Raw genomic sequence first — 25,682 nt, 5'->3', positions numbered from 1 at the left:
TTAAGAAGGTGCCCTTCCGCTACATATACCGTTAAGAAGGTGCCCTTCCTTCGCCGCAAGCGCGACCCGGCGGTCCAGGGCGTGCCGCGCTCAGGGCGGCGGCATCGTCGACAGCAGCTCCGCGGCGGCGGCCAGCAGCTGATTGGCGCGTACGGCGAGCGTCGTGGCGAGGCCGTGCGCGGTCCCGCCCGCGGTCTCGGCCAGCGCGCGCAGCGCCGTCAGGTCGTGGTCGAGCCGGGCGAGCGCGCCGGCCAGGTCGGCCGCGGCCCCGCTCTGCAGGTGCGCGGCGATGTCGTCGAGCGCCATGCCGCTGGACTCCAGCCGCTGCACGGTGGCGATCTGCTCGACCGTCGCGGGGTCGTACAGCCGGAAGCCGCCGGTGGTGCGCGAGGCGGGGGTGATCAGGCCGAGGTTGGTGTAGAAGTCGACGGTCCGATTGCTCACGCCCGCCGCGTCGGCGAGCTCGCCGATCCGCATCAGTGCCATGAGCAGCCCCTTTCCAGCAACCATACAGTTTCACGTGTTAGTGTCGCTCCCGTGGCTGATCCTACCGCCGCCCGCCGCGAACGGCACCGGTCCAGACCAGGGCCGACAGCGCCGCGGCCGAGCCGAGGAGCGCTGGCACCGCCGTGCTGATCCTCGCGGGCCTGGACTCCACCGTCGGCGCAGCCGCCTCGCCCTCGCACCTGCCGCGCGCCCGAGCGACGCCGCCCATGCCGCCCGCACACCACCGCCGCGGCTGAGGCCGGGGCGGAGTTCCACAGGAGAGGAAACCCATGGTCTTCAAGAAACTGCTCGCCGGGCTCGGACTGGGCGGCGTCGAGGTCGACACCGTGCTGTCGCCGCAGTCCGCGGTCCCGGGCGGTCAGCTGAGCGGCCAGGTGAACCTGCGCGCCAAGTCCGACACCGACATCACCGCGATCTCGCTGCTCCTCGTCGCGACCGGGCCGGCCGGCGAGCTGGAGCTGGCCCGCTACCAGGTGGCGCAGCACCTGCGCCTGCCCTCGGGCAGCAACCAGGCCGTGCCGTTCACGGTGCCGGTCCCGGTGCACGCGCCGTTCACCGCGCTGTACGGCCAGGCCTTGCCGGGTCTGGGCGTCGGGGTGCGCACCGAGGTGTCGGTCGCCTCCGGCAGCGCCAAGGGTGACTTCGACCCCGCGCGCATCGACGCGGCGCCGGTGCAGCAGCACATCATGGACGCGCTCGGCACGATCGGCTGCCGGTTCGTCCGCAGCGAGCTGCGCCCCGGCGGGGTGCCCGGCCTGCCGGTGCCCGCCGCCCAGGCGATCACCTGCTACGCGCCGCTGCCCGAGGGCGGGCAGCACGGCCCGCACATCCCCCTGCTCACCTTCGCGATCGCCGCGGCCGGGGACGGCCTGGTGGTGCTGGCGGAGCTGACCGGCCGGTTCGGCGCGCCCGACCGCCACGACCTGTCGGCGGCCGACCTGGCGCGGCTCGCCGAGACGGAGGGCGGCTGGATCGCCGAGGTCGACCGGTGGCTGACCAACGCGCTGGACAAGCTCGGCTCCCCCGCGGCGGCCGCCCCGGGCGCGTTCCTGCAGTCGCCCGCACCGGCCCAGCCGGGCTACGGCCAGCCCGGGTACGGCCAGCTGGCGTACGGGCACGGCCGTCCCGGATACGCCTACGGCGGGCACGGCGGCGGCTACAAGTACGGCGGCTACCGGGGCAAGCCGAGCATGGCCGGCGCGATGGCGGCCGGGGTCGGCGGCGCGGCGCTGGGCTTCCTCGGCGGCATGGTGATCGGCGACATGATCGGCGACGTGATGGCTCCCGACCTCGGTGACGCCGCCTCGGCGGCCGGGCTGGACCCGGGTGTGGCCGACGCCGGTTTCGAAGACTTCGGCGGCGGGGATTTCGGAGGCGACTTCGGAGACTTCTGACCGCCGACCGCGGGTGGTGCGGGCCTGTCCTAGCCGGAGGCCCGCACCACCCACCCCCGATGGACCAACCCCGCCCGTAGACGAAGGAGACCCTGCGTGAAGTCCTCTAACCCGGTGCTCGGGCGGATCACCGCCGCCGCGCAGCAGCCGACCTACAGCGTGCCCGGCGGCCAGCCCTACAGCTACGGCGGCCGGACCTACGAGCAGCCGGCCGGCGGTTACGGATACCCCGAGACCGTCCAGCACTCCCGCGACGTCATGACGATCGACGACGTCGTGGTCAAGACCGTGTCCCTGATCGGCGCGGCGGTGGCCGCGGCCGCCGCCACCTGGATCCTGGTCCCGCCGCAGTCGCTGGGCGTGGTGTGGATCGCCGCGATGCTGGTCGGGCTGGTGCTGGGCCTGGTCATCTCGTTCGCCCAGATCACCAACCCGGTCATCCTGTTCAGCTACGCGATCGTCGAGGGCGTGTTCCTCGGTGCGGTGTCCAAGGCGTTCGAAACCCGCTGGAACGGCATCGTCCTGCAGGCGGTCATCGCGACCCTGGGCGTCTTCTTCATCATGGCCGCGCTGTACCGGGCCCGGATCGTCCGGGCGACGCCGAAGTTCATGAAGGTCGTGATCGGGGCCGCGGCCGGGCTGGCCGTGGTCATGCTGGTCAACTTCGTCATCAGCATGTTCACCGGTTCGGCCGGTCCGCTGCGCGACGGCGGCGGCATCGCGATCATCTTCTCGCTGGTCTGCATCGTGGTGGCGGCGCTGATGTTCGTGGTCAGCTTCCAGCAGATCGAGGACGGCATCGCCGCCGGGCTGCCGCGCAAGTACGGCTGGCTCGGCGCGTTCGGCATCCTCGTCGAACTCGTCTGGCTCTACCTGGAGATCCTCCGGCTCATCTCGTACTTCCAGGAAGACTGACACCGCGACCAGGCGGCCCGGGTTCTCCCCAGCCCGGGCCGCCGTCGCGTCGGCATCCGTACGGATTGCCCGCAATGACCGGATACCGTGGCCGCCGCGCGCCGATACTGATCGTTGGACCAGGTCGGCCCCGGCCGGACCTGGCGAAGATCACGGAACGGGGAGAGCCATGCGAGCCACCTTGATCTACGGTGCCGGTGACGTACGGGTCGAGGACGTGCCCGACCCGGTGCTGCACGAGCCCACCGACGCCCTCGTCCGCGTGCTGCGCTCCTGCATCTGCGGCAGCGACCTGTGGCCGTACGGGTCCCGGCCCGCCAGCGAGCAGGGCGACCGCATCGGCCACGAGTTCCTCGGCGTCGTCGAGGACGTCGGCGCGGACGTCTCCGGGCTGACAGCCGGCGACCTGGTGGTCGCGCCGTTCGTCTGGGCGGACAACACCTGCGACTTCTGCCGCGAGGGCCTGCAGACCTCCTGCCGGCACGGCGGCTTCTGGGGCGCGAACGGCGTCGACGGCGGCCAGGGCGAGGCGGTACGCGTCCCGCAGGCCCAGGGCACGCTGGTCAAGCTGCCCGTCGGCGAGGACTCGGCGCTGCTGCCCTCCCTGCTGTCGCTGTCCGACGTGTATCCCACCGGCCACCACTGCGCCGTGACCGCCGGGGTGGGCCCGCGCACCACGGTGACCGTGATCGGCGACGGCGCGGTCGGCCTGTGCGCGGTGCTGGCCGCCAAGCGGCTCGGCGCGGAGCAGATCATCCTCATGGGCCGCCACCAGGGCCGCACCGACCTCGGGCGGGACTTCGGCGCGACCGACGTGGTCGCCGAACGCGGCGACGAGGGCGTGGCGAAGGTGCTGGAGCTGACCGGCGGCGACGGCACCCACACCGTGCTGGAGTGCGTGGGCCTGCGCCCGGCCATCGAGACGGCGTTCGCGGTGGCCCGGTCCGGCGGCACGGTGAGCCGGGTGGGCGCGCCGCAGTACCCGGAGGTGCCGATGGGCTTCGAGGAGTTCCGGCGCAACGTCACGCTCACCGGCGGCATCGCCCCGGCCCGCGCGTACATCGAGGAGCTACTGCCCGACGTGCTCGCCGGAGAGGTGGAGCCCGGCCGGGTGTTCGACACCGTGATCGGCCTCGACGAGGTGCCCGCGGGTTACCAGGCGATGGCCGACCGGACCGCCCTCAAGGTCCTCATCCGCCCGTGACCCGCGAGATCGTCGGACTTGCCGGGCACTCGAGCGAATCTTGAGCGTCCATACGCCCAGGTGCCAGGCACATCGGATGATCTTGCGGGGTCAGGGCAGCAGGCGGCGGGTAGGCGGCGAGGGACGCCAGGCGGACGCGGTGAACGTGGTGGCGTCGGGCGGCCGGTGTCGTCGAGGGCCCTCCACGGCCGGCTCGCCGCCGACGGCGCGGCGGACCAGGTCCGGCGGGGTCGCCCGGGGCGGGGCTCGGCGCGGCCGTCACGGCGATCTACGCGAGCCCGCAGGGCTGGCTGGTCGCCGTACCGGTTCCTGCTCTCTCGGGGATTCTGCACCTATCCAATCTGAAATAGCAGCAATTTCCCAGAAAGTGCAGCCTCCGGCGATGGCGGTCGGGCGGGGGGTGGGGGCCGGGTGGAGGAAGAACGTTGAGGCAGTACCGGGAAGTGCCGGGGCGCGGGCTGTTCGGCCGTTAGCCTTACAACCGGTACAAAATGCGCAGAGCAGCTGGCGGGACTGGTGAGACAGTGACGCAGGACGGGCCCACCGAACTCGACCGCACGGTGACCAAACGTGCCGTCTACCCGGTCTTCCAACCGGTCATCTCGCTGCGCAGCGGCCGGGTCGCCGGTTACGAGGCGCTGGCACGCGGACCGGCGGGCTCCGAGCTGCGCAACCCCGCCGAGCTGTTCGCGCAGGCCCAGCGCGCCGGCCGGCTCACCGAACTGGACTGGGTGGCCCGGGCGGCGGCGTTCCGGGCGGCACTGGCGGCGTGCCTGCCGTGGGACGTGCCGCTGTTCGTCAACGTCGAGCCGTCCACCATGGGCAGTGCCTGCCCGGCGGGGCTGGTCGACACCATCGACACGGCCATGCGCGAGCTGCAGGTCGTCATGGAGATCACCGAACGCTCGCTCAGCGACGACCCGGCCGCGCTGCTCACCTCCGTCGCCCGGGTACGCGGCCAGTCGACCCGCATCGCCCTGGACGACGTGGGCGTGAACCCGGCCAGCCTGTCGCTGCTCGCCCTGCTCAGCCCCGAGATCATCAAACTGGACCGGCACGTCGTGCAGGGCCGCCCGACCCACGAGACCGCACAGGTCGTCAACGCGGTGCTGGCCGAGTCCGAGCGCACCGGCGCGATCATCCTCGCCGAGGGCATCGAGACCGAACGACACCTCGCGGCGGCGATCTCGATGGGCGCGACGCTCGGGCAGGGCTGGCTGCTGGGGCGGCCCGGCCCGCTGCCGGGCCAGTTCGCACGGCCGGACACCGACCTGCCGTACAGCACCGCGCCGAACACGGGGGCGCGCACCCCGTTCGAGGTCGCCCGGCGGCAGCGCCGCGCCACCCGCGCCACCAAGCGGCAGCTCATCCCGCTCAGCAACCACCTGGAGAGCATGAGCGAGCACGCGCCCGAGGCGTCGGTGCTGCTGGGAGCGTTCCAGGACGCGAAACACTTCACCGAGCACACCCGGCACCGCTACCTGTCCATCGCCGGCAAGGGGGCGCTGACCGCGGTGTTCGGCCACGGGATCACCCCGCAGCCCGCTCCGGGCATCCGCGGTGGACCGCTGGCCGACGACGACCCGCTGATCGGGGAATGGTCGGTGATCGTGCTCGGCAGCTACTTCTCGGGCGGCCTGTTCGCCCGGCAACTGCCGACCGCGTCGGCCCGGGAGTCCGACCGGGAGTTCGACGTGATCATCAGCTATGACCGCTCGCTGGTCGCCGAGGCCGCACGCACGCTGCTGAGCAGACTCGCCCCGGTCGCCTGACCGGCCATGCCGGACCATTGCCATGCGGATCTAGAACAGTTGTGGTCGTCCCGGCGACTACAACTCTCTTCTAGATCCAGAGCCGGGCGGCCAGCCGGGCGCGGACCGCGACACAGCTATGGCTGGGCGGCCAGGCGGGCCAGGATCGCGGCGGCCGGGCCGTCGGCGGCCTGCCGGTAGCCGGTGCCGGCCCACAGGTGCACCCGCTCGGCGTCGCCGGCCGCGGCGGCCGCCCGGCGCAGGCCCGCGGTGAGGTGGTGCACGGCGGGATAACCGTAGGGGGCGAGTTCGGCATAGCGGTCGGTGAACTCGTTGCGCAGTGCCCGTGCGGGACGTCCGGTGAAGGCGCGCGTGACGACGGTGCCGGTCCGGTCCGGGTCGGCGAGCGCGGCCCGGTGGACCGCGGAGGTGCCCGCCTCGTCACTGCGCAGCAGCACGGTCCCCACCGCGGCGGCGTCGGCGCCGGCGCGCAACGCCGCGGCCACGTCCTGCGGTGTGGACAGTCCACCGGCGGCGATCGACGGCAGGTCCACGGCGTGCCGGACGGCGGCGACGAGGTCGGTGAGCGCGATGCCGGTGACCGGCGCGGACGGCGTGAAGGTGCCGTAGTGGCCGCCCGCGGTGGCGGCCTGCACGGCGAGCGCGTCGACACCGGCCGCCGCGGCCGCCTTCGCCTCGTCGAGGCTGGTGACCGTCTGCACCAGCAGCGCCCCGGTCGCGCGCAGCGCGGCCAGGTCCGCGGGACCCGGTATGCCGAACGTCAGGCTGATCACGGGCACCGGCCGGGCGCGCAGCAGGTCGAGCTTGTCGTGCCAGCGATCGTCGTCCTCGACGGGCGCCGGGTCCAGGGTGACGCCGTGCCGGTCGGCCTCGGCGGCGAGCAGCTCGGCGTAGCGGCGCAGCGCCGCGGGGTCGATCGGCACCGGATTGGGCACGAACAGGTTCACCCCGAACGGCACCGCCGCCGCCTCGACGGTCACGATCTCCGCGTCGAGTGCCTGGGGTGTCTTGTACCCGGCGGCAAGGAACCCGAGGCCACCGGCTCGGGCGGCTGCCACGACCAGGGCGGGCGTGCCGGCCCCACCGGCCATCGGCGCGGCGAACACCGGCAGGTCGACGCCGAGCGTACGAATGAATGAACTGTTCACGTCCACCTCCCGGGACCCGGCCAGCGGGCCGCCTGACCGGACCAAGACCGTCGGACTTGCCCGGCACCTGTGCTTATCAACGCGCAAGATACGCACAGGTGCCCGGCACATCGGTCGATCTTGAGCGTACGCGGCGCGCGGGCGGCGGGTGGGTCAGGGCTTGCGGGCGCGCAGGCCGAGGATGCGGCGGCCGGCGGCGAGCAGGTGGCGACGGAGCACGTCGGCGTCGTGGTGCTGCATCACCGGCGACGAGGCGGTGGTGGCGATGCCGGCCAGGGCGAGGGTCGCGTTGATCTCGGCTTCGGCGGAGCCGTCGAGGGCCATCAGCTCGCCGGGGCGGCGGAACAGCTCCATCACGTCGGGGTGGCTCTGCAGCGCGCTGGTCACGCCGGGGTCCGTGCCGATCATCGCGATCAGGCCGCGGTGCTTGACGGTCAGGTCGACCAGGCCCGACAGCATCGCATCGGCGCGCGCGGACGGGGTGCGCTGCGCCTCGGCGGCGGCGATGATCGCGTGCATCTCCTCGATGGCGGGCTGGATCACCGCGGTCAGGATGTCGTCGCGGGTCTTGAAGTGGTGGTAGACGGCCGCCTTGGTGACGCCGAGGGTGTCGGCGATCATCTGCAGCGAGGTGCCGGCGAAGCTGTGCATGGCGAACAGCCGGCAGGCCTCGTCCAGCAGGCGCTGCCGGGTGCGCTCCGGGCTGCGCGAGTCGGCGTGTGTCGCAGCTCTCACGGCACCCTCCTTACCAGATCAACGACGCCGGGGGAAGTCACCCGTCCTGAGCAAATCTAGCTGATCAGCAGCCTTCCGCCTAGCCGGTCGACAAGCTGGAAACCAGCCGAACGGCAAGCTGAAAACTTGCCGATCGACAGGTTCACTCCTTGCCGATCGGCTTGCTCACTCCTTGCCGAACGGCTAGGGTCGGCCGTGGTGCGGCGACCCCTGAACATGCACGTGAACAGCATGTTTCGCCGCGATGACAGCCACCCATCCCTCGTTTGGAGTACTCGACGTGGCGACCTTCCTCTACCGGATCGGCCGGTTCTCCTACCGCCGACGCTGGATCGTCCTCGGCATCTGGGTGCTGCTGCTCGCGCTCGCCGGGGCCGGCGCCGCGACGCTTTCCGGCAAGATGTCCAACGACTTCAGCATCCCGGGCACCGAAGCCCAGCGGGCCATCGACCAGCTCGGTGAGCGTTTCCCCGAGGCCCACGCGGGCGGGGCGCGCGCCCGGGTCGTGTTCGCCACGCCCGAGGGCAAGACGATGACCGACCCCGACGTGCAGGCCGCCGTCGGCCGCGTGGTCGGCGCGCTGAACGACGCCCCGCAGGTCGCGCGGGTGATCGACCCGTACACCGCGAAGTCCATCTCCCCCGACCTGCGCTACGCCTTCGCCCACGTCACCTACGGCGTGCAGGGCATGGAGCTGACCGACAGCGACCGGGCCGCGCTGCTGGACGCGGCCGCGCTCGGCCGCGACGCCGGGCTGACCGTGGAGGTCGGCGGCGACGCGCTGCGGGCCAACCCGAAGACCGGCGTCGTCGAGGTCATCGGCATAGCCGTCGCGGCCCTGGTGCTCATCATCACGCTGGGCTCGCTGGTCTCCGCCGGGCTGCCGCTGCTCACCGCGATCGCCGGCATCGGCATCGGCCTGTCCGGCGTCGCGATCGCCTCGCGCTTCGTCGACATCAACTCCAACAGCCTGATCCTGGCGCTGATGCTCGGCCTGGCCGTCGGCATCGACTACGCCCTGTTCATCGTCTCCCGGTTCCGGCACGAGCTGCTGGTCCGCAAGGACGGCGCGGAGGCCGCCGGGCGCGCCGTCGGCACTGCCGGCTCGGCCGTGGTGTTCGCCGGGCTCACCGTCATCATCGCGCTGGCCGCGCTGACCATCGTCGGCATCCCGCTGCTGGCCGGCCTGGGCCTGTCCGCGGCGGCCACGGTCGCGGTCGCGGTACTCGTGGCGGTCACGCTGCTGCCCGCGCTGCTCGGCTTCACCGGCGACCGCCTGGTCAAGGGACGCCTGTTCGGGCACGCGACCCCGGATCCGGAGTCCGACACCGGCCCGGTCCCGATGGGCGAGCGCTGGGCCCGGTTCGTGGTGCGGTTCCGCATCCCGGTGCTGGTGCTCACCGTCGCCGCGCTCGGCGTGCTCGCGATCCCGGCCGCGGACCTGCGCCTCGGCCTGCCCGACGACGGCATGCAGTCCGCCGACACCACCCAGCACAAGGCGTACGACCTGGTCACCACCGGTTTCGGGCCGGGCTTCAACGGTGAGCTGGTGGTCGTGGCCGACCTGCCCGCGGGCACCGACCCGCAGGCCGCCATCGGGCAGCTCGTCCCCCGCCTGACCGCCGTGGACAACGTGCTCTACGCCGCCCCGAACGGGGTGAGCCCCGACGGCCGCACCGTCCTGCTCGCGGTGATCCCGAAGACCGGACCGAACGACGAGGCCACCGCCGACCTGGTGCACGCCCTGCGCGACGAGCGCGCGGCGCTGACCGCCGGGACCGGCGCGACCATCGCCGTCACCGGCGTCACCGCACTGGCCATCGACGTGTCCACGACGCTCGACGAGGCGCTGCTGCCGTACCTGGCGGTCGTGGTCGGGCTGGCGTTCCTGCTGCTGCTGCTGGTGTTCCGGTCGGTGCTGGTGCCGCTGAAGGCGACGCTCGGCTTCCTGCTCAGCGTCGCGGCGACGTTCGGCGCGGTGGTGGCCGTGTTCCAGTGGGGCTGGCTCGGCGACGTGTTCGGCGTGCAGGAGACCGGGCCGATCATGAGCATGCTGCCGGTGCTGCTCATCGGCATCCTGTTCGGCCTGGCCATGGACTACCAGGTGTTCCTGGTGACCCGGATGCGCGAGGACTTCGTGCACGGCGCGCCGGCCCGCGACGCCGTGATCACCGGCTTCCGCCACGGAGCCCGGGTGGTCACCGCCGCCGCCATCATCATGATCAGCGTGTTCGGCGGGTTCGTGTTCTCCGGTGAGACGCTGATCCAGTCGATCGGCTTCGCGCTGGCGTTCGGCGTGCTGGTGGACGCGTTCATCGTCCGCATGACCATCGTGCCGGCGCTGATGTCGCTGCTCGGCAGGGCCGCCTGGTGGCTGCCGCGCTGGCTGGACCGCATCCTGCCCAACGTGGACGTCGAGGGCGAGAAGCTGAACCGGGCCGAGGAGCCGGTGCGCGAGCCGGTGGGCGCCGGCGTCTGACAAGCGAACGGTCGTGGCATACGGGCACATCCCGTATGCCACGGCCGTTCGCCGTGTTCGTCCCGTGTTGCCCGCCCTGACCGCTCGGCATAGCCTGCGCTTGACGATCTTCGGGCACCGGGCCCACGTCGTCACGACTGCGGGGAGGACACATGCGACTTGGTGGACGACTGGCCACTTCGGTAGCCCTGGTTCTCGGGCTACTGGCCCTGACAGGACAGCCGGCGCAGGCCGCCTACTTCAACACGTACACCGACATCGCCGACACACCGAACACCAGCTGCTGCACCGGAGTACAGGGATTCGCCGCCGGATCGACCTACCTGTACTCCATCAAGAATCACACCAATGTCGACGACGTGTCCGTCATCTACCGGGTCCACAAGACCACCGGCGAGCGCGTGCTGATGACCAACGGCACGAACGGCGGGACGACGAACACCTGGCTCGGACACGGCAACGACATGACGATCGTCGACATCGACGCTCAGCACCACCTGTTCGTCGTCACCATGAAGGCGAGCGGACCGCAGCTCGTGCGGCTGCGCTACGACGGCACCACCTATTACCATGCCGGGTCTTACCAGGTGCGGCTCAACGGGGCCGCCTTCGCGCCGTCCGGGATCAACCGGGTGTCGGTCAGCGGCACCACGATCACGTTCCTGTTCAAGAGCGGACGCACGATCTACAACGGCAGCCTGCCGCTGCGTGCGTCCTCCGGGACCATCGACCTGACGAAGGCGTTCGACCTGCAGGTCGAGGGCGCCCTGGTCAACGGCGCTCCGGTGTCGGACCTGGGGACCTTCCTCACCCAGGGGATCTTCTACGACGCGGCCAAGAAGGTCCTCTACTATCCGCTGACCAAGGACAACCGCAGCATCGTGCTGGTGTACCGGAACGTGTCGCCGACGACGACCGGGACCGCACCCGCCGCCACCGACCTGTCCTTCCGCATCACCTCCTCCGCGTACTCGGAGCTGTTCGAGATCGAAGGCGTCGGTATCAGCGACGGCAGGTTGTACTTCAACACCAACCGGGCCAACGAGACCGGCGCCCATGACGGGGTGCACGTGTTCAACGGCTACGTGGCCTGACGCAGGCCAGGCCGGGACCCGCTGCGGCGCGATCGATCCGCAGCGGGTCACCCGGTTCAGCTCCGGCGGACCGCCGTCAGCACGGCGTCGTGGATGGTGACCGGGTTGCCGTCGGGGTCGGTGACCTCGCGGCCGGGGGTCTCGGCGCGGATGTCCCAGTCGCGCTCGTCCAGCGTGGCGGCGACCTGCTCCGCCGTGAACATCAGCTCCGGCAGGCGAGGGCGGCCGATGGTGGTGTCGAGATCCGACGGGTGGTGCCCGACGATCAGCAGCGTGCCGCCGGGGCGCACCGCTGCGGCCAGGCGGCGGTGCAGCGCCTCCAGCGCGGGGCGGGGCAGGTGCATGAACTGCGCCGACACCAGGTCGTACTGAGCGGGCGCCGGGTCCCAGGACAGCACGTCGACCTGCTGCCAGGTGATGCGGTCGGCGAGCTGCTCGCCCCGCTCGGCGGCGTGCGCGGCGGCGCGTCGCAGCGCCACGGTGGACACGTCGACGCCGGTGACCCGCCAGCCGTTGCCGGCCAGCCAGACGGCGTCGGCGCCCTCGCCGCTGCCGACGTCGAGCGCGTCCCCCGGCGCGAGCCCGGCGACGGTGGTTACCAGGTGCGGGTTCGGGTTGCCGCTCCACACCCGGTCCTTGGAGCCGTACCGCTCGTCCCAGAACTCCGCGGTGAACATGATCTCGATTGCCTGCGCGTCGGTCATACCGACCACCCTGCCCCCGCCGCAGCCCGGCAGGCAACCAACGTTGCCACTCCAGCAAAAGACCACCGCCCCTCCGCGTTGATCATGAGGTTGTGCCGGTGACACGCCGTCGAGCCGTGCCATAAGTTCATGATCAACGCGGTGGGGCGGGGTGGGTGGGTGGGTGGGGGTGGGGATGGGCTAGAAGTCGTCGGGGGTGCGGATGCGGTCGCGGATCCAGGAGCCGGCGGGCTTGAGGCGGGTGGTGCCGGAGAACTGGCCGGTAGCGCAGGTGCCGGTGGTGAAGACGGCGCCGGAGCGGAAGTCGTCGGAGTAGTTCCAGTTGACCCAGCTGACCTTCCTGGCGGCCATCAGGTCGAGGTAGCGCTGGGCGTTGGTGAAGTCGTTCGGGCCGTCGCCGGTGGCCTGCTGGGTGCCGAACTCGGTGACGAACATCGGCAGGGTGTCCACGGCCTGGGCGAAGGTGTTGTAGTACACGCTGCCGTGCGAGGCGGCGTAGAAGTGGAAGACGTACATCAGGTTGCCGGCGGTGACCGGGTTGGCGGCGATGGTCGCGACGCCGTTGCCGTCGCCGGACACCGACAGCGAGGACCAGTCGGGGGTGCCGACGAGCACGACGGCCTCGGGGTCGCGCTGGCGGATGACCGGGATGACCTGGTCGGCGTAGCTCTTGATGGTGGACCAGCTGACCTCGCTGGGCTCGTTGGCGATCTCGTACAGCACGTTGACCTTGTTCGCGTGGCGCTGGGCGATCTCGGCGAAGAACGTCTTCGCGCGGGCCAGGTTGTAGTTCGGGTCACCGGGGTCGAGCATGTGCCAGTCGACGATGGCGTACATGCCGCGGGCCGTGGCCAGCTCGATGTAGTTGTGCACCAGGTCCGTGAAGCGGCGCGGGTCGGTCTCGTACCCGTCCTCCTGGATGTACATGGAGACGCGCAGCACGTCGGCCTTCCACTCGTTGGCCAGCACGTCCAGCGAACCGGCGGTGGCGCAGTTCGCGTACCACTGGATGCCGTGCGTGCTCATGCCGCGCAGCTGGACCGCCTTGCCGTTCTTGTTGCACAGCTGCCGCCCGCAGACCCGCAGCTGGCCGTTGGCGGCCACCGGAGTGCCGGGGTCGGCCGTCGGGCTGGTGCTGGGGCTGGCCGACGGCGACGCCGAGGGCGACGGCGGCTTCGAGGGCGACGCGGACGGTGACGGCGGGCGCGGGGACGACGCCGACGGGCTGGGCTGGGCGCCGCCGGTGCAGGGCTGGCCGTTGAGCAGGCAGCCGCTGGGGCTGCCGGAGCCCGCGCCGATGAAGCCGAAGACGACGGACGCGCCGGGGGCGATGGTGCCGTTCCAGGACAGGTTGGCGAAGACGACCTGCTGGCCGCTGCCCGAGCGGGCGGCGTCCCAGTGCGAGCTGATGGTGGTGCCGGCAGGCAGGGTGAACGACACCTGCCAGGTGTTCAGGGTGCTGCCGCCACCGTTGGTGATCGTGTAGCGGCCCTCGAATCCGGAGCCCCAGTCGGACACCTTCGTGAAGGTGGCGGTGGGGGTGGTCGCCGCGCTCGCGGAGCCGACCGCGACGGCCAGCGACACCGCGGCCAGCACGGACACCGCACCGGCGACCAGGACGTTCCTCAGTTTTCGTGACATGCGCGCCTCCACGGGCCGGACGGGACCGGCCCATCTGTTAGGAAAACTAACTTACTATTGACCACCCTAAGTTCGTCGATGCGAGGCCGTCAAGGCGAGCCGACTTAATGATCGCTTAAATCAACCTTCACCAGCTACGGAACCTGACGCGTAACGGTTCCGGCGGTTCCACATCGGACGTGGGAGCGCGCCCGGCCTGCGTCGATCCCGCCGGCAGGTGTTGACAGCGGTGCCCGCACGCTCGATCCTCGACGCAATAGTTAGTCAATCTTCCTAACAGTGTGCAGTGAGGAGCGAACACGTGTTCACCACTCATAAATCCCGGCTGCTGCTGGCCACGCTGGCGGCAGGGCTGCTGGCCACGGCCGCCTGCACGCCGGGCGAGCAGGCCGCTCCCCTGGCCAGTCCCGGCGTCGAGGCGTCCGGCGAGGTCGAGCTCTGGCACTTCTTCACCGACCGCGAGGCGGACGCGATCGCCGAGATCGTCAAGGACTTCGAGGCCAAGCACCCCAAGGTGAAGGTCACCGTGAAGGGCGGGCAGGACGACACCAAGATGCTGCAGGCCATCGGCGCGGGTCAGGGACCCGACGTCGGCCTGAGCTACTCCACCGACATCGTCGGCAAGTTCTGCTCCTCCGGCGCGTGGACCGACCTGACGCCGTACCTGCAGCGCGACGGGATCGACCTGAAGCGCTACCCCGAGGTGATCCGGTCCTACACCGAGTTCCGGGGCAAGCGCTGCGCGATGCCGTTCCTCGCCGACGTGTACGGGCTGTACTACAACAAGGCGATCTTCGCCGAGGCCGGCGTCGCCGGGCCGCCCAAGACGCTGGCCGAGCTGACCGAGCTGGCCAAGAAGCTGACGGTACGCAAGCCCGACGGCACCATCGAACGGGCCGGTTTCCTGCCCTCGTTCGGCTTCTACGAGAACTCGCCGTCGCACCTGGCCCCGATGGTCGGCGCGAGCTGGCTCAACACCGACGGCACCTCGGCCATCGGCAGCGACCCGAAGTGGCAGGAGCTGGTCCGCTGGCAGAAGGACCTGGTCGACTGGTACGGCTACGACAAGCTGGAGAAGTTCCGGGCCGGCCTGGGCGACGAGTGGTCCGCCGACAACGCCTTCCACAAGGGCAAGGTCGCCATGAACATCGACGGCGAGTGGCGCATGGCGTTCCTGCGCGACCAGGCCAAGGACGTGCGGTTCGGCGTCGCGCCGCTGCCGGTGGCCGACCCGGCCCGCTACGGCGGCGGCTACGTCACCGGCAACGTGATCGGGGTGTCGCGCACCGCGAAGAACAACGAGGCGGCCTGGGCCCTGGTGCGCTTCCTGACCACCGAGACCGCCGCCATCGTCAAGCTCAGCAACGGCATCCGCAACGTGCCCAGCACCACCGATGCGCTGACCAGCAAGGACCTGGTGGTGGACCCGGAGTTCCAGGTGTTCCTGGACATCTTCGCCCACCCGGCCACGGTAACCACGCCGCCGAGCGCGGTCGGGGCCGCGTACCAGGAGGAGCTGTCCGGGTTCCTGCAGTCCTATCAGTCCGGCACGGTCACCGACCTGGCCGGCGGGCTGAAGAAGGTCGACCAGCAGATCGACAACCTCGTCAAGCTGGCGGGCTGATGTCACTGCCGCTCACCGGGGGTGCGGGTCCGTCCCGCACCCCCTCCCCCAGGCTCACCCGGCTGCGGCGCAGGCTGACGCCGTACACCTTCGTCGCCCCGACCCTCGTGGGCCTCGCGCTGTTCCTGGTGTATCCGCTGGTGTCGGCGGTGTACTTCTCGTTCACCCGGTTCAACCTGATCCAGGCCCCGGAGTGGGTCGGGCTGGACAACTGGCGTTTCCTGTTCGAGGACGACAACGTGGTCCGGGCGGCGAAGAACACGCTGTGGCTGGTCCTGGTGATGGTGCCTGCGCGCATGCTCGGCGCGCTGCTCACCGCGCTGCTGCTCAACCAGGTCAAGCGGGCCCGCGGGGTGTACCGCACGCTGTTCTACCTGCCCGCGCTCGCCCCGCCGGTCGCCGCGACGCTCGCGTTCGTGCTGCTGCTCAAGCCCGGCACCGGCCCGGTGAACACGGCACTGTCGGCGCTCGGCGTCGACGACCCGCCGCTGTGGTTCAACGACCCCGCCTGGGCCAAGCCGTCGCTGGTCGTGCTGGCCATGTGGGGCATCGGCGACCTGATGATGATCTTCATCGCGGCGCTGCTGGACGTGCCCGCCGAGCTGCACGAGGCCGCCTCGCTCGACGGCGCGGGCAGCTGGCAGCGCTTCCGGTACGTGACCCTGCCCAGCATCTCGCCCGTGCTGGCGTTCGCCGCCATCACCGGGATCATCGGCACGCTGCAGTACTTCACCCAGGCCGCCGTCGCCGCCAGCGTCGCCTCCGGGCAGGTCACCGGCGGCGGCGGCATCTCCGACACGTTCGGCTACCCCGAGGGCTCGACGTTCACCTATCCGCTCTGGCTGTACGTGGTCGGCTTCCGCTACCACGTGCTCGGGTACGCCAATGTGCTGGCCGTGGTGCTGTTCGTGGTCTCGATGACCGCGACCGTGCTGCTGCTGCGCCGGTTCAAGGAGTTCACCCGGTGACCCGACGCAACGTCCTGCTCTTCGTCGCCCGCCACGCGATCGCGATCGCGCTGTCGGTGATGTTCCTGGCCCCGGTCGTGTTCCTCGGCCTGACCTCGTTCATGACCAGCGACCAGACCCTGACCTCGCAACCGTGGCCGACCTCGTGGCACCCGGAGAACTACGCCGAGGCGTTCGCCAAGGCCCCGCTGCTGCGCTACCTGCTCAACACCCTGCTGTACGCGGCCCTGGCCACCGGCTTCATGCTGCTGGCCAGCGTGCCCGCCGCGTACGGGCTGGCCAAGCTGCGCTGGCGCGGCCGATCGGTGACCATGGTCGCGATCGTCTGCATGATGATGCTGCCCCCGCAGGTCACCACCGTGCCGCTGTACCTGTTCTGGGCCGACGCCGGCCTCACCGGTTCACTGTGGCCACTGGTCCTGCCGATGCTGGCCGGAGACGCGTTCTCCATCTTCCTGCTACGCCAGTTCCTCGTCACCATCCCCGACGAGTACCTCGACGCAGCCCGCGTCGACGGCGCAGGCGAGTGGCGCACCCTGCGCAAGGTGGTCCTCCCGATGGCCCGCCCCGGCATCGCCGCCGCCGCCATGTTCCAGTTCTTCTACGCCTGGAACGACTACTACGGCCCCCTCCTCTACACCAGCGAAAACGAAGCGAACTGGACAGTGTCGCTAGGCCTGGCCAGCTTCCGCACCATGCACCACGTCGAGTGGCACCTGGTCAGCGCCGCCACGATGCTCACCATGATCCCCGTAGTAGTCCTCTTCTTCTTCGCCCAAAAAGCCTTCGTCCAGGGCGTAACCCTCACCGGCGTCAAGGGCTGACCCCCTCGAGGCGACGATCTTGCGCGAACTGTGGGGACGACACGCCCAATCCGGACGTATCGACAACAGTTCGCGCAAGATCGTCGCGATCTTCGCCGTGAGGCGAGGGACTAGCCGAGGTAGCAGCTGGCGAGGACTATCTGCTGGGTCACGATGCCCAGCAGGCCGAGCACCTCGACGCGGACCGCGTTCTGGACCAGGCGGCCGCCGGGGCCGGTGGTGCTCTCGTTCAGGTGGACCGTGGCGACGCCGGGGATGCCGATGGTGGCCGGGCTGGCGCTGATCGGGGTGCCGTTGATGGTGCCTACGACCTGGGAGGACCGGGTGTTGCCGCCGGCGCTGCCGACGCAGGTGCTGGAGATGGCGCTGAGCTGGATCGCGCCGCCCAGCAGTGTGGCCCCGTCAACCGAGGCGACCGCGGTGGTCGTGCCACCGGCGGCGGCGCAGCTCGCGTTCAGGGCGCCCGTGGTCAGCAGCGGGGGCAGGTTGACGGCGACCTGGGTCTTGGTCGCGCCGGGCGGGCAGACCGCCTCCGGGGTACGGGGGATCTTGACCAGGCCGGTCGCCTCCAGGGCGAACGCGCCGGCCGGGCCGTTGACCACGACCGTGTGGCAGTCGGTCACCTGGCCGGACCCGCCGCCGTCGGACCCGGCGGCGCGTACGCAGATCTCGTGGACGCCGACGCCCAGCGCCGGGGTGGCGACGCTGTAGCTCACGTTCACCGGCCCGTCCTGCGGCAGGTCCGGCGTGATCGCGGCGTTGCCGATCGGCGTGAACGCCCCGCCGTCGACCTGCATCGACAGAGTGCCGAGGCTGGACCCGATGACCGCGGGCAGGATCGCCGGCAGCGAGGCGACGTCGGTGACCTGCACGCAGTGCCCGCCGGGCACGGTCGCGGCGGTGATCTGCTCCAGGCTGCCCTCGTTGTTCGGCCCGGCATAGGCGCAGTCGGCCCCGCCGCCGACGGCGAAGGTGTAGATGTCGATGTCGTCCGGGATGCCCGCCAGCGGCACCGTGATGCTGCCGCCGCCCACCGCGAAGCCGTCGGACATGAACACCACGATCTTGCGGGCCCGGGTGGAGGCCTGGGCGATGGTGCGGGCCTTGGCGATCGCGTCCGCGAAGTTCGTCTGGCCGCCGCCGACGTTCTTGTTGGTGAACGTGGCGACCCCGTTGATGAAGGTCGACGAGATGACCTCCTCGATGTCGCGTACGCCGTCGCCGTCGTCGTCGGTGGCCGGGCCGGTGAGCAGCTGATCGCCCGCACCGGGCCGCACGTCGGCGGTGGCCGCGGTGACGCCGAAGGCCACCATGCCCACGTCGCCGATCGTGCCGCTCTGGGCCTGGGCGTTGAGGGCCAGCCCGGCGGCGATCTCGCACTGCAGGATGTTGCCGCAGCTCGGCGCCCCCGGGTTGGCGGTGCTGCTGGAGGCGTCCAGCACGTAGATGAGTGACGTGTCGGCCACCGGGACCCCGGTGCCCACCGAGGCGGTGCCGGTGACGGTGACCGGCCCCGGCGCGACCTCGGCGCCGTCGGCCGGGGTGGCGATGGTGACGGCGATGCTGGTGCCGCCGGGCAGGTTGCCGTCGGCGGCGAATGCGGGTGCGGCGACCAGTGTCGAAGCCGCGACGAGTGCGGCGAGCGCACGCTTCACAGCACACCTCCATGAATCGGAATCAATGCGAATTTCGATGCTAGAGATCGTTACACCGCATCGATGTGGCACACATGAGACATCCCAGACCATTGATGATCTGCTATGGCTGAGCGTGCGGGGCACTCGCCGGCGCCCCGCGGCGGTAATCCGATCGGGGGAAGCCGCATACGCCCTGTCGGGTGATCGGCGGCGCAGTGTTCAATGATCCGGTGGGAATCGCCAAGAGTCGCCGGAACCTCGGCCGGATGCAGCAGGAGTCGACCTTCGACGGCGGTGGCGCGTCCGTGCCGCGGCCCGAGCAGCCTGTTCCCGACCGGGCGTTCGACGATCGCCCCGCGGCGGACGAGCACTGGGGCCCGTACGCCCGCCGGTTGCAGGCGACCCGCGACCCGCGTGCGCTTCCGGCGCTGCTGGAGGCGCACGACACCCTGCGCCTCGAACCGCGGTTCTGCTGCGTCGGCGCGGTGCGGGCCGCGCTCTACGAGATCGCCACGGCGCGCGAGAACGCCCACAGCGCACCTGTCGCCGACCTCGTCGACCGCTGGTGGAACTCCACCGACCCGTGGGAGGAGATGGTCGCCGTCGCGGCCCGGGCCGGCGGGCAGGAGGAGACCGAGCGGCCCGCGCTGCTGGAGAAGGTGCGCTCGGCCCGGCCCACGGTGGTGACCGCGGCGATCGAGGGCCTGTGCGGCATGTCCGACGCCGCCGAGATCGAGGCGCTGCGCGAGGTCGTCAGCCGCCCCGACCCGATGCTGCACTGGGCGCACCAGGCCGCGGCCCGGCGGCTCGCCGAGATCGGCAGCCCCGAGGCGCAGGCCGCCCTGGCGCAGCGTTTCGTCGACCCGGACGACCTGTGGCGCGAGGGACCGGCCTGATCCGCCGCCCGGTCGACACCCCCGCCGCCGGACCGGCGCCCGCTCAGACCTGCCTGGTGTACCGGTGGCAGCGCACCGCGATCGGGCCGCCGGAGCTGCGCGCGGGGTAGTCGAACGCGCCCTCGTCGGTCCAGCCCTGGCGTTCGTAGAAGCGCCGGGCGCGGGCGTTGCCGCCGGCGACGGCCAGCCACGCCCGCGGGTGCCCGTTGCCGCCGACCTGCCGCAGCCCCTCGGCCAGCAGCGCGCCCGCGACACCGGTGCCGCGCCGGGCGGCGGCCACGTACACCTGCTCGACCTCGTCCGCGACGACCATGACGAAACCCGCGACCTCGCCGGCCACCTCGGCCACCGTCGTGTCGCCGACGCGCTGGGCGGCCCGCAGGTCGAACGATTCCGGCGTACGGATCGCGACCAGTTCCTCGGGCACGTGGCCCAGATGGCCGTCGCGCCAGCCGTCCCGCCAGATCGCGCCGACCGAGGGCGCGTCGGCGGCGGTCGCGGGCCGGATCCGGACGGCGTCGTCATCGGTGACCATGACCCGAGCCTAGCCGCAGCCGCGCCGGGCGGCCCATTGTGGCAGATTGCCGGGCATGGATGCGAGCACCGAACCGACCCGGATCGGCGTGACCGGACACATCGGCCTCACCCCGGACACCGCGGCCCTCGTCGCCGCGGCGCTGCGGGAACTGCTGGCCGGGTACCCGCCGGAGGAGCTGGTGGGCGTGTCCTGCCTGGCCGCGGGCGCCGACACGATCTTCGCGGAGGCGGTGGTGGCGCGCGGCGCGCGGCTGGAGGTCGTGCTGCCCTCCGCCGACTACCGGGCCCGGAAGGTCGCCCCGGAGCACGCCGCGGCGTTCGACCGGATGGCGTGGCATGCGGCGTCGGTGCGGGTGATGCCGCACGAGCGGGCGGGCCGGGCCGCGTACGAGGACGCCAACGCCGCCATGCTGGCCGGTTGCGACCTGCTCCTGGCCGTGTGGGACGGGCAGCCCGCCGCGGACGGGGGCGGCACCGCGGCCGTGGTCGCCCAGGCCCACGCGCTGGGCCTGCCGGTGGTGGTGGTCTGGCCCGAGGGCTCCCGCCGCGCCTGAGCCGGCCGGTGCGCCGCCGCCGTCGTCCGGCATCGAGAAATCCACCGGATTCGCGGGCGCGTCGGTGCGCTCGGCGGAGCCGTGTCCGTGCCGCAGGACATAAGGTGAGATCCCCGGGAACGGGTCGTGATGGGACGGTCGGGCGGGATCGGCGGAGGTGGCGGCGTGTACGCGGTGATCGATGTGGAGACGACCGGGCTGCGCACGAGCTGGCACGACCGGATCTGCGAGATCGCGATCGTGCACGTCGACGCGGCCGGCCGGGTCACCGGCGACTGGTCCAGCCTGGTCAACCCCGAACGCGACCTCGGCCCGCAGCACGTGCACGGCATCACCGCCGCCGAGGCACGGCGGGCGCCGGTCTTCGCCGACCTCGCCGGGCAGATCGGCGCGCTGCTGCGCGAGCGGGTGATCGTGGCGCACAACCTCGCCTTCGACGCCGCCTTCCTGGTCGCCGAGTACTCCCGGCTCGGGCTGCAGGCCCCGGTCGGGCACGAGTACGGCCTGTGCACCATGAACCTGGCCGCGCAGCTGCTGCCGTCGGCCGGGCGCAGCCTGCGCGACTGCTGCCAGGCGGCGGGCATCCCGCAGCAGCGGGCGCACAGCGCGCTCGACGACGCCCGCGCCGCCGCCGGGCTGCTGGCGCGTTACCTGCACCGGGTCGGCACGCCGCCGCCCTGGCAGCAGCTGGTGCTCGACGCGTCCACGCTGGCCTGGCCGCCGCTGCCGCCGGCCGAGGCGCTGCCGGTGGTGCGCCGCCACCCGCACGAGACCGAGGAGCACTTCCTCAGCAGGCTCGTCGACCGGCTGCCCCGGGTGCCCGCGCCGCCGCAGGCCGACAGCTACCTGTCCCTGCTAGACCATGCTCTGCTCGACCGGCACGTGTCCGCGGTCGAGGCGGACGCGCTGGTGGAGGCCGCGGACACGCTGGGGCTCAGCCGCGCCGAGGTGCTCGACCTGCACCGCCTCTACCTGCAGGCGCTCGCCGCGGAGGCCTTCGACGACGGCCGGGTGACCGAGATCGAGCGCGACGACCTGCACACCGTCGCCGCGCTGCTCGGCCTGGATCGCGCCGACGTCGACCGGGCGCTCGACCCCGACGCGGGCGACCAGCAGCGCCGTACCACCCGGCCGCTGCCCGCGCCCGCGTTCCGGCTGCTGCCCGGCGACACCGTGGTGTTCACCGGGCAGACCGCCGAGTCACGGGAGCTGTGGGAGGAGCGGGCGCGCATCGCCGGGCTGACCGTGGGCCGCGCCGTCACCCGGACCACCCGGCTGCTGGTGGCCGCCGACCCCGACACCATGTCCGGCAAGGCCCGCCAGGCCCGGCGGCACCGTGTCCCGATCGTGCATCCCGGCGCGTTCCTGAGCATGCTCGTGGCGCTGCGCGCCGCGGAGTAGCCGACTGTGTTGATCACCACGCCCGTGCCGCCGTAATTGCGTTGAGCTCGGGCCGGGCGGCCTTGCATGCTGGTGACCAGATCAAACCAGCTGCAAGGGGCCGTGCCATGCGTCTGTTCCGTGACCTGTGGGCCACGTCGCCCCGCCGCACCTTGGCGGTGCTGGTGCTCATCGTGGCCGGCGCCGGCGCGGCCGCGCTGTCCGCGGCACTGGCCGGCACCGTGCTGGTGAACCGGTCCGCTCTCGCCTTCGCCGCGCTGGCCACGGCGCTGGCCGTGGTGGTGCTCAGCGACCTGACGCTCAGCCTCATCATGTCCAGGCTCACCGCCGACTGGGCGGCCGACGTGCGCCGCCGGCTGTGCCGGGTCGCGTTCGGGCAGAGCCTGCCCGCGCTGGAGGGCACGCCGGTCGGCGAGCTGCTCGACCGGATCGACGGTGACGTGTACCAGGTCGGTTCGCAGCTGCGCGGCAGCGGGGTGCGGCTGGCCCAGTCCGCGGCGGTGGCGGTGCTGTCCGTGGTCACCGCGTTCGTGGTGTGGTGGCCCGCCGGTCTGGCCATGCTGCTGCTGTCGGTGGTGCTCGGGTTCGGGCTGCGCCGCCCGACCGCGGCGATCGGCCCGGCCCGGATGCACGAGGAGGAGGCCTGGTCGGACCTGGCCGCCGTGCAGGAGGAGTCGGTACACGGCCAGGACGACGTACGCACCAGCCTGGGCCGCCCGTACGTGCTGCGCCTGTACGCCCAGCGCTCCGCGGAGGTGCTCAAACGCGGCCGCCGGGTGTGGGCGCTGTCGTCGAAGGTCAGCACCATCGCGGGCGGCGTGACCCGGGCGGGCATCGCCCTGCTCGTGCTCGGCGGGGTGTGGGCGCTGTCGGCCGGCCAGCTGGACGCGGCCCGGCTCACCGCCGCGTGGCTGCTGGCGCTCGCGTTCGGCGGCACCGTCGAGCAGGTCAGCCGGATGCTGCCCGAGCTGCAGCACGCGCTCGGCGCGTGGGCGCGGGTGCAGCTGCTGCGCGACACCCCGCAGGAGCCGGTCGGCGGCGCGGCGCCCGACACCGGCAACATCGAGGTACGCGGGCTGACCTTCCACTACTCCGCCGACCGCCGCCGCCCCGCGCTGCGCGAGCTGGACCTGACCTTCGCGCCCGGCCGCTCGTACGCCCTGGTCGGCCGCACCGGCTCGGGCAAGTCGACGCTGGCCAAGGTGCTGACCCGGGCCGTGGACGTGCCCCGCGGCACGGTGTTCCTGGGCGGGGTGGACCTCAACGACCTGGATGTGGAGGCGCTGCGGCGCTGGATCGCGATCGTGCCGCAGCGCACCGAGATCCTGGCCGGCACGCTGGCGGAGAACATCGCGCTGTTCGACCCGGAGCTGCTCGACGCGGCCGGACCCGCGATGGACGAGCTGGGTCTGACCTCGTGGGTCGACTCCCTGCCCGACGGCCTGCAGACGTTGCTGGGCGAGGGCGGGCAGAAGCTGTCGGCGGGTCAGGAGCAGCTGGTCGCGTTCGCCCGCATCCTGGTCCGCGACCCGCAGGTGGTGATCCTCGACGAGGCCACCGCCCGGATGGACCCGGTCACCGAGTCCCGGGTGCAGCACGCCGCCCAGCGCCTGCTGCGAGGGCGGATCGGCGTGGTCATCGCGCACCGGCTGTCCTCGGTGCGCGACTGCGACGAGGTCGTGGTGCTGGCCGACGGCCGGGTCGTGGAGGCCGGGCCGCTGTCGGAGTCGCAGCGCTTCGCGCAGCTGCTGGCCACCAGCCACAGCGCGGCTGACGGCGAGCTGGTGCTGGCGACCGCGTACGGGCTGGAGTCGGCCGGCGAGGGTGCGTCCGGCGACGGACCGCAGGGTGTCCCGGCTCGCCCGAGCGGGAGCGCCGGTGCCGGCGCGGGCACCGACCTGGTCGCGCCGCCGAAGGCCGATCCGCCGCCGCTGCCCGCGCCGCAGCGGGTGCGCACCCTGCGCGAGATCTTCCGGCTGACCGTGAACGACTTCCGCTTCGGGCAGGTCTCGGTCGCGCTGTTCACCGTCATGGTGCTGTTCGGCCTGGACGGCACGGTGCTGCCGTGGCTGTGGGCCGACGTGGTCGACGGCGCGGGCAGCCCGTGGTGGCCGGCGCTGGGCATCGTCGCCGGGCTGGCCGTGACCACCCCGGCGGGCTACTTCGCGGGCCTGTGGTATCCGGAGTGGTGGGTCCGGCAGATGCTGCGGATCAACCTGCGCCTGGTGCACGGGCAGACCGGGCCGCGCCGGGTCAGCGCGCACACCCCGGCCGAGGTCGTCGCGCAGGGCGGCGACAACGAGCGGGTGGTCATGCTCGCCGACAACCTGGTCGACCAGTCCATCAGCATCGTGATGATCGTGGCGATGACGCTGGTGTCCGGTTCGATCGTGCCGGCGCTGTTCTTCGCGGGCACGATGGTGGTCTCCGCGCTGGCCGCGACGGTGTTCGCGCCGGTGCTCAAGCGCTCGGCCGCGCACACCGTGGCGGCGCGGGCCGCGTTCGCCACGTTCCTGGTGTCGTCGCTGTCGTCGGCGCGCACGGTCAAGCTGGCCGGCGCGACCCGGCCGGTGCTGAACCAGCTGGCCGGTCTGGACGCGGCACGCAGCGAACGGCAGCGGCAGGAGATCGCCATGCAGGTGTGGGCGCGCTCGACGCCGTCGCTGCTGGCGGGCCTGCTGCCGATCGCGGTGTGGGCCCTGTTCATGGCCGGTGAGCTGGGCGCGGGCGCGACCCTGGTCGCCGTGTCGACGCTGGGCTCGGCCCGGTGGTTCGCCTGGACCACGGCGTCGCTGGTGTCGCAGCTGCCGTCGGCTCGGGTGTGGACCAGGCGCACCGTGGCGATGGCCGGGGTGGGCGCGTACTCGGCTGCCGTGCCGGGCGTGGACCTGTCCGCGGGCACCGCGCCGGGGCCGGTGGCCGCGCCGCGCAACCCGCTGCACCGGCTGGAGCTGGCCAAGTTCGGCGCGGTGCACGAGGACGGCACGGTCGGCGTACGCGGCGTCGACCTCACCGTGGAGCGTGGTGACCTGGTGCTGGTGGTCGGGCCGGTGGGCTCGGGCAAGTCGTCGCTGCTGCGCGCCCTGGCGGGCATCGTGCACCACGACGGCGCGCTGCTGTGGAACGGCGAGACGGTCGGCGAGCCGGAGGTGTTCCTGCGCCCCAACCAGGTCGGGTACGTGGCCCAGCTGCCGCGGGTGCTGTCGGGCACGGTCGGCGACAACATCCGGCTCGGCCACGACGTCGACGCCGCGCAGGCGGTGGCGACGGCGCAGCTGGAGCACGACCTGGCGGCGGCGGGCAGCGGCATGGAGCTGCTCATCGGGCACAAGGGCACCCGGCTGTCCGGCGGCCAGCTGCAGCGGCTGGCGCTGGCCCGCGCCCTGGCGCCGGGCACCGAGCTGCTGATCGCCGACGACGTGTCGTCCGCCCTGGACGTGACCACGGAGCTGGCGCTGTGGCAGGCGCTGCGGGCGCACGGGGTGACCGTGGTCGGCTCGACGTCGAAGCGGGCGGCGCTGGTGCAGGCCGACCGGGTCGTCGTGCTGATCAACGGCGAGGCGGTCGCGCAGGGCTCGTGGGAGGAGCTGGAGGCGGGCTGGGGCCACCTGGCCGGTTGAGCACGTACGTGGGAAGCCCCGGCCGAGT

20 protein-coding genes are annotated in these 25,682 nt (G+C 72.1%); 13 read left to right on the top strand and 7 right to left on the bottom strand.

Translation table 11 applies throughout. From position 1 onward, the window contains the following. Positions 1-90: 90 nt before the first annotated feature. Positions 91-486 carry a MerR family transcriptional regulator gene (locus Cco03nite_RS16285; RefSeq protein WP_203692934.1) on the bottom strand — a complete coding sequence of 132 codons (396 nt, stop codon included), beginning with the start codon at positions 484-486 and terminating at the stop codon, positions 91-93. A 290-nt stretch (positions 487-776) separates the two neighbouring features. On the opposite strand from Cco03nite_RS16285, the gene Cco03nite_RS16280 reads away from it, so the two are divergent. The 4 genes from Cco03nite_RS16280 (at position 777) to Cco03nite_RS16265 (ending at position 5,792) form a co-directional block, all read left to right on the top strand. After that, complete coding sequence (locus tag Cco03nite_RS16280; protein ID WP_203692933.1) at positions 777-1,901, top strand: sporulation protein; 1,125 nt, start codon at positions 777-779, stop codon at positions 1,899-1,901. Positions 1,902-1,997: 96 nt separating this feature from the next. Further along, positions 1,998-2,816, top strand: a complete 819-nt coding sequence (locus Cco03nite_RS16275) for a Bax inhibitor-1/YccA family protein (RefSeq protein ID WP_203692932.1) — start codon at positions 1,998-2,000, stop codon at positions 2,814-2,816. Between the two features lie 169 nt (positions 2,817-2,985). Further along, positions 2,986-4,020 carry a zinc-binding dehydrogenase gene (locus tag Cco03nite_RS16270; protein ID WP_203692931.1) on the top strand — a complete coding sequence of 345 codons (1,035 nt, stop codon included), beginning with the start codon at positions 2,986-2,988 and terminating at the stop codon, positions 4,018-4,020. Between the two features lie 524 nt (positions 4,021-4,544). Then, on the top strand, positions 4,545-5,792 hold the full coding sequence (locus Cco03nite_RS16265; RefSeq protein ID WP_203692930.1) for a sensor domain-containing phosphodiesterase: 1,248 nt from the start codon (positions 4,545-4,547) through the stop codon (positions 5,790-5,792). A gap of 116 nt (positions 5,793-5,908) precedes the next feature. Here Cco03nite_RS16265 and Cco03nite_RS16260 read toward each other — a convergent pair whose 3' ends face one another. Continuing rightward, complete coding sequence (locus tag Cco03nite_RS16260) at positions 5,909-7,051, bottom strand: nitronate monooxygenase (protein ID WP_203692929.1); 1,143 nt, start codon at positions 7,049-7,051, stop codon at positions 5,909-5,911. Between the two features lie 42 nt (positions 7,052-7,093). Beyond that, positions 7,094-7,675 (bottom strand): TetR/AcrR family transcriptional regulator, encoded by a 582-nt coding sequence (locus Cco03nite_RS16255; RefSeq protein ID WP_203692928.1) that lies wholly within the window; start codon positions 7,673-7,675, stop codon positions 7,094-7,096. 280 nt (positions 7,676-7,955) lie between these two features. Between Cco03nite_RS16255 and Cco03nite_RS16250 the strand changes: the two genes are divergently transcribed. Continuing rightward, positions 7,956-10,154 carry an MMPL family transporter gene (locus Cco03nite_RS16250; protein ID WP_203692946.1) on the top strand — a complete coding sequence of 733 codons (2,199 nt, stop codon included), beginning with the start codon at positions 7,956-7,958 and terminating at the stop codon, positions 10,152-10,154. Between the two features lie 152 nt (positions 10,155-10,306). Then, the gene (locus Cco03nite_RS16245) at positions 10,307-11,248 is read left to right on the top strand and encodes a hypothetical protein (protein WP_203692927.1); all 942 of its coding nucleotides are present in this window, start codon (positions 10,307-10,309) and stop codon (positions 11,246-11,248) included. Between the two features lie 56 nt (positions 11,249-11,304). On the opposite strand, the gene Cco03nite_RS16240 is transcribed toward Cco03nite_RS16245, so the two are convergent. Both Cco03nite_RS16240 and Cco03nite_RS16235 read right to left on the bottom strand, forming a co-directional pair. Next, positions 11,305-11,952 (bottom strand): class I SAM-dependent methyltransferase, encoded by a 648-nt coding sequence (locus tag Cco03nite_RS16240; protein WP_203692926.1) that lies wholly within the window; start codon positions 11,950-11,952, stop codon positions 11,305-11,307. Between the two features lie 180 nt (positions 11,953-12,132). Continuing rightward, positions 12,133-13,593 carry a cellulase family glycosylhydrolase gene (locus tag Cco03nite_RS16235; RefSeq protein ID WP_203692925.1) on the bottom strand — a complete coding sequence of 487 codons (1,461 nt, stop codon included), beginning with the start codon at positions 13,591-13,593 and terminating at the stop codon, positions 12,133-12,135. Positions 13,594-13,894: 301 nt separating this feature from the next. Here Cco03nite_RS16235 and Cco03nite_RS16230 point away from each other — a divergent pair, with 301 nt between their 5' ends. From Cco03nite_RS16230 to Cco03nite_RS16220, 3 genes are read left to right on the top strand one after another with little or no spacing between them, the layout of a single operon-like run. Further along, complete coding sequence (locus Cco03nite_RS16230; protein WP_239167415.1) at positions 13,895-15,217, top strand: ABC transporter substrate-binding protein; 1,323 nt, start codon at positions 13,895-13,897, stop codon at positions 15,215-15,217. Continuing rightward, the gene (locus Cco03nite_RS16225) at positions 15,217-16,185 is read left to right on the top strand and encodes a carbohydrate ABC transporter permease (RefSeq protein ID WP_203692924.1); all 969 of its coding nucleotides are present in this window, start codon (positions 15,217-15,219) and stop codon (positions 16,183-16,185) included. The genes Cco03nite_RS16230 and Cco03nite_RS16225 overlap by 1 nt, the downstream gene beginning before the upstream one ends. Continuing rightward, the gene (locus tag Cco03nite_RS16220; RefSeq protein ID WP_239167414.1) at positions 16,182-17,009 is read left to right on the top strand and encodes a carbohydrate ABC transporter permease; all 828 of its coding nucleotides are present in this window, start codon (positions 16,182-16,184) and stop codon (positions 17,007-17,009) included. The genes Cco03nite_RS16225 and Cco03nite_RS16220 overlap by 4 nt, the downstream gene beginning before the upstream one ends. Positions 17,010-17,119: 110 nt before the next feature. Here the strand turns inward: Cco03nite_RS16220 and Cco03nite_RS16215 are convergent, their stop codons facing one another. Continuing rightward, positions 17,120-18,664: a vWA domain-containing protein gene (locus Cco03nite_RS16215; RefSeq protein ID WP_203692923.1), complete on the bottom strand. Its 1,545-nt coding sequence runs from the start codon at positions 18,662-18,664 to the stop codon at positions 17,120-17,122. A gap of 212 nt (positions 18,665-18,876) precedes the next feature. On the opposite strand from Cco03nite_RS16215, the gene Cco03nite_RS16210 reads away from it, so the two are divergent. Further along, a complete protein-coding gene (locus Cco03nite_RS16210; protein WP_203692922.1) occupies positions 18,877-19,542 on the top strand; it encodes a HEAT repeat domain-containing protein in 666 nt (221 codons plus the stop codon). Between the two features lie 43 nt (positions 19,543-19,585). Here Cco03nite_RS16210 and Cco03nite_RS16205 read toward each other — a convergent pair whose 3' ends face one another. Continuing rightward, on the bottom strand, positions 19,586-20,077 hold the full coding sequence (locus Cco03nite_RS16205) for a GNAT family N-acetyltransferase (protein WP_203692921.1): 492 nt from the start codon (positions 20,075-20,077) through the stop codon (positions 19,586-19,588). 55 nt (positions 20,078-20,132) lie between these two features. On the opposite strand from Cco03nite_RS16205, the gene Cco03nite_RS16200 reads away from it, so the two are divergent. From Cco03nite_RS16200 to Cco03nite_RS16190, 3 genes are all read left to right on the top strand, one after another. Further along, positions 20,133-20,633 carry a hypothetical protein gene (locus tag Cco03nite_RS16200; RefSeq protein ID WP_203692920.1) on the top strand — a complete coding sequence of 167 codons (501 nt, stop codon included), beginning with the start codon at positions 20,133-20,135 and terminating at the stop codon, positions 20,631-20,633. Between the two features lie 165 nt (positions 20,634-20,798). Further along, the gene (locus tag Cco03nite_RS16195; RefSeq protein ID WP_203692919.1) at positions 20,799-22,034 is read left to right on the top strand and encodes an exonuclease domain-containing protein; all 1,236 of its coding nucleotides are present in this window, start codon (positions 20,799-20,801) and stop codon (positions 22,032-22,034) included. A 107-nt stretch (positions 22,035-22,141) separates the two neighbouring features. Next, positions 22,142-25,654 (top strand): ABC transporter ATP-binding protein, encoded by a 3,513-nt coding sequence (locus tag Cco03nite_RS16190; RefSeq protein ID WP_203692918.1) that lies wholly within the window; start codon positions 22,142-22,144, stop codon positions 25,652-25,654. Positions 25,655-25,682: the final 28 nt, after the last annotated feature.

This window comes from Catellatospora coxensis (assembly GCF_016862635.1).
Taxonomy (GTDB): Bacteria; Actinomycetota; Actinomycetes; order Mycobacteriales; family Micromonosporaceae; genus Catellatospora; species Catellatospora coxensis.
This window is presented reverse-complemented; position numbering and strand designations above follow the sequence as displayed.

What these genes read in the sequence shown, in the direction of transcription:
- Cco03nite_RS16285 (WP_203692934.1), bottom strand. Translation starts at nt 486, where the DNA reads ATGGCACTGATGCGGATCGGCGAGCTCGCCGACGCGGCGGGCGTGAGC.
- Cco03nite_RS16280 (WP_203692933.1), top strand. Translation starts at nt 777, where the DNA reads ATGGTCTTCAAGAAACTGCTCGCCGGGCTCGGACTGGGCGGCGTCGAG.
- Cco03nite_RS16270 (WP_203692931.1), top strand. Translation starts at nt 2,986, where the DNA reads ATGCGAGCCACCTTGATCTACGGTGCCGGTGACGTACGGGTCGAGGAC.
- Cco03nite_RS16260 (WP_203692929.1), bottom strand. Translation starts at nt 7,051, where the DNA reads ATGTGCCGGGCACCTGTGCGTATCTTGCGCGTTGATAAGCACAGGTGC.
- Cco03nite_RS16245 (WP_203692927.1), top strand. Translation starts at nt 10,307, where the DNA reads ATGCGACTTGGTGGACGACTGGCCACTTCGGTAGCCCTGGTTCTCGGG.
- Cco03nite_RS16240 (WP_203692926.1), bottom strand. Translation starts at nt 11,952, where the DNA reads ATGACCGACGCGCAGGCAATCGAGATCATGTTCACCGCGGAGTTCTGG.
- Cco03nite_RS16235 (WP_203692925.1), bottom strand. Translation starts at nt 13,593, where the DNA reads ATGTCACGAAAACTGAGGAACGTCCTGGTCGCCGGTGCGGTGTCCGTG.
- Cco03nite_RS16225 (WP_203692924.1), top strand. Translation starts at nt 15,217, where the DNA reads ATGTCACTGCCGCTCACCGGGGGTGCGGGTCCGTCCCGCACCCCCTCC.
- Cco03nite_RS16205 (WP_203692921.1), bottom strand. Translation starts at nt 20,077, where the DNA reads ATGGTCACCGATGACGACGCCGTCCGGATCCGGCCCGCGACCGCCGCC.
- Cco03nite_RS16200 (WP_203692920.1), top strand. Translation starts at nt 20,133, where the DNA reads ATGGATGCGAGCACCGAACCGACCCGGATCGGCGTGACCGGACACATC.
- Cco03nite_RS16190 (WP_203692918.1), top strand. Translation starts at nt 22,142, where the DNA reads ATGCGTCTGTTCCGTGACCTGTGGGCCACGTCGCCCCGCCGCACCTTG.